Below are 2,175 nucleotides of genomic sequence, written 5' to 3'. Positions count from 1 at the left end.
CAGCGCGACCGACGCGCGTGCAACGAGCGACGTCGTCGCTGTCGAACGACGTCGACCCTGTCGCAACCCGGCGGGCGCAACGGTTGCACGCGCGCGGTGACGACATCACCGCTGTCGTACGACGTCGACCATGTCGTTCCGAGTAGGCCCCGCCCCCGCGGCCGACGCGCCCCGCCCCCGCGCCCGGCGCCGCGCCGCCGCCCGCGCCGGTTGGCCCCCGCGCCCGATCCCGGAGTACAGTCGGGGCCGCTCCGGAACACGCAACGCCGCTCGGACGGCGAACCAGCCGACCGCCGGGGCACCGTGCAGCATCCCGCACGGCGGCAGGGAACCTGGAGCATCGTGTCGAACGCGACCACGCAGCACGGCGAAGACCGTGCGTTCAAGGGGAAGGTCACGCTGTTCGCCATCGCGGCAGCGGTCGGCGGCTTCCTCTTCGGATTCGACTCGTCCGTCATCAACGGGGCGGTCGAGGCCATCAAGGGCGAGTTCGGCCTGTCCGAGGCCGCCAGCGGCTTCGCGGTCGCATCCGCCCTCATCGGTTGCGCGTTCGGCGCGTACTTCGCCGGCCGCCTCGCGGACCGCTGGGGCCGCACCCGGGTGATGTTCTGGGCCGCCGTCCTGTTCTTCGTGAGCTCGATCGGCAGCGCGTTCGCCTTCGCCACGTGGGACCTCGTGATCTGGCGCCTCGTCGGCGGCCTCGGCATCGGCACCGCGTCGGTCATCGCCCCGGCGTACATCTCCGAGGTCTCGCCGAAGGCCATCCGTGGTCGCCTGGCCTCGTTCCAGCAGCTCGCCATCACGCTCGGTATCTTCGCCGCGCTGCTCTCCGACCAGCTGTTCGCTGTCACCGCCGGTGGCGCGTCCGAGCAGGTCCTCGGCCTCGCGGCCTGGCGCTGGATGTTCCTGGTCGGCGTGGTCCCGTCGGTCGTCTACGGCGTGCTCGCGATCACGCTGCCCGAGTCGCCGCGCTTCCTCCTCGCGAAGGGCCGCACGGACGACGCACGCGGCGTGATGGAGAAGATCGTCCCCCGCGACACGGTGAACACGAGCCTCGAGGAGATCCAGGACGGCATCAAGAAGGAGGCCAGCGAGAAGAAGGGCTCCATCCGGGGCAACCGCTTCGGGCTCCAACCGATCGTCTGGGTCGGCATCATCCTCGCGGTGCTGCAGCAGTTCGTCGGCATCAACGTGATCTTCTACTACTCGACGACGCTCTGGCAGGCGGTCGGCTTCAAGGAGGACCAGTCCTTCCTCATCTCGACCATCACCTCGGTCGTGAACGTCGCCGTCACCTTCATCGCCATCTTCACGGTCGACAAGCTCGGCCGGAAGCCGCTCCTCATCGCGGGTTCGACGGGCATGTTCGTGTCGCTGCTGATGGTCGCGATCGCGTTCTCGCAGGCGACGATCGTGAACGGCGAGCCGAACCTGCCCGGTGCGTGGGGCGTCATCGCGCTGATCTTCGCGAACCTCTTCGTCGTGTCCTTCGGCGCCACCTGGGGTCCGCTCATGTGGGTCCTGCTGGGTGAGATGTTCCCGAACCGCATCCGTGCAACGGCGCTCGGCGTCGGGTCCGCGGCGAACTGGATCGCGAACTTCCTCGTCACCATCACGTTCCCGGTCCTGTCCGGCTTCAACCTGACCGTGACGTACGGCATCTACGCGCTGTTCGCACTGCTCTCCCTGTTCTTCGTCATCGCGAAGATCCCGGAGACCAAGGGCCGCTCGCTCGAGGAGATGGGCATCACCGCCGAGGGCGACACGGTCGACGCCAAGGCCTGACGCACCAGCGTCACCACCGTCCAGGAGGCGCGGTGCGGGTCCGTCCCGCACCGCGCCTGACGTCTGTTAGCATCTATCCAGCAGCGCGCTGAGCGCGCTGACTTCGCGTGTCCACACGCACTCCACGGCCACCGGTCCTGCTCTCGCGAGCGGGCGGCCGTCCGGGGTGGGGCACCAGGGGCCACGACCACCGGTCGTGACCGACACAACCGCAACCGTGTACGCGGCTCAACAGCCGCGTGCCGAGAACAAGGAGGGACGGCATGGCCGTCGTCACCATCCGCCAGCTGCTCGACAGCGGCGTTCACTTCGGACACCAGACCCGTCGGTGGAACCCGAAGGTGAAGCGATTCATCCTCGCCGAGCGCTCCGGCATCCACATCATCGACC

Annotated in this window: 2 protein-coding genes; both read left to right on the top strand. The window is 68.7% G+C overall.

Annotated elements, in window-relative coordinates; genetic code table 11:
* The first annotated feature begins 342 nt into the window (after nt 1-342).
* Entirely contained in the window at nt 343-1,785 is a 1,443-nt protein-coding gene (locus I5E_RS16125) for a sugar porter family MFS transporter (RefSeq protein WP_022907892.1), read from the top strand.
* A gap of 263 nt (nt 1,786-2,048) precedes the next feature.
* Nucleotides 2,049-2,175 (top strand): 30S ribosomal protein S2 (locus tag I5E_RS23825; protein ID WP_148287009.1); only part of this gene is annotated, 127 nt, incomplete at its 3' end.

The sequence above is a fragment of the Curtobacterium sp. B18 genome (assembly GCF_000333375.1).
In the GTDB taxonomy this organism is placed as follows: Bacteria; Actinomycetota; Actinomycetes; order Actinomycetales; family Microbacteriaceae; genus Curtobacterium.
Note: the sequence above shows the minus strand (reverse complement) of the source record. Positions and strands in the feature narration are given on the sequence as shown.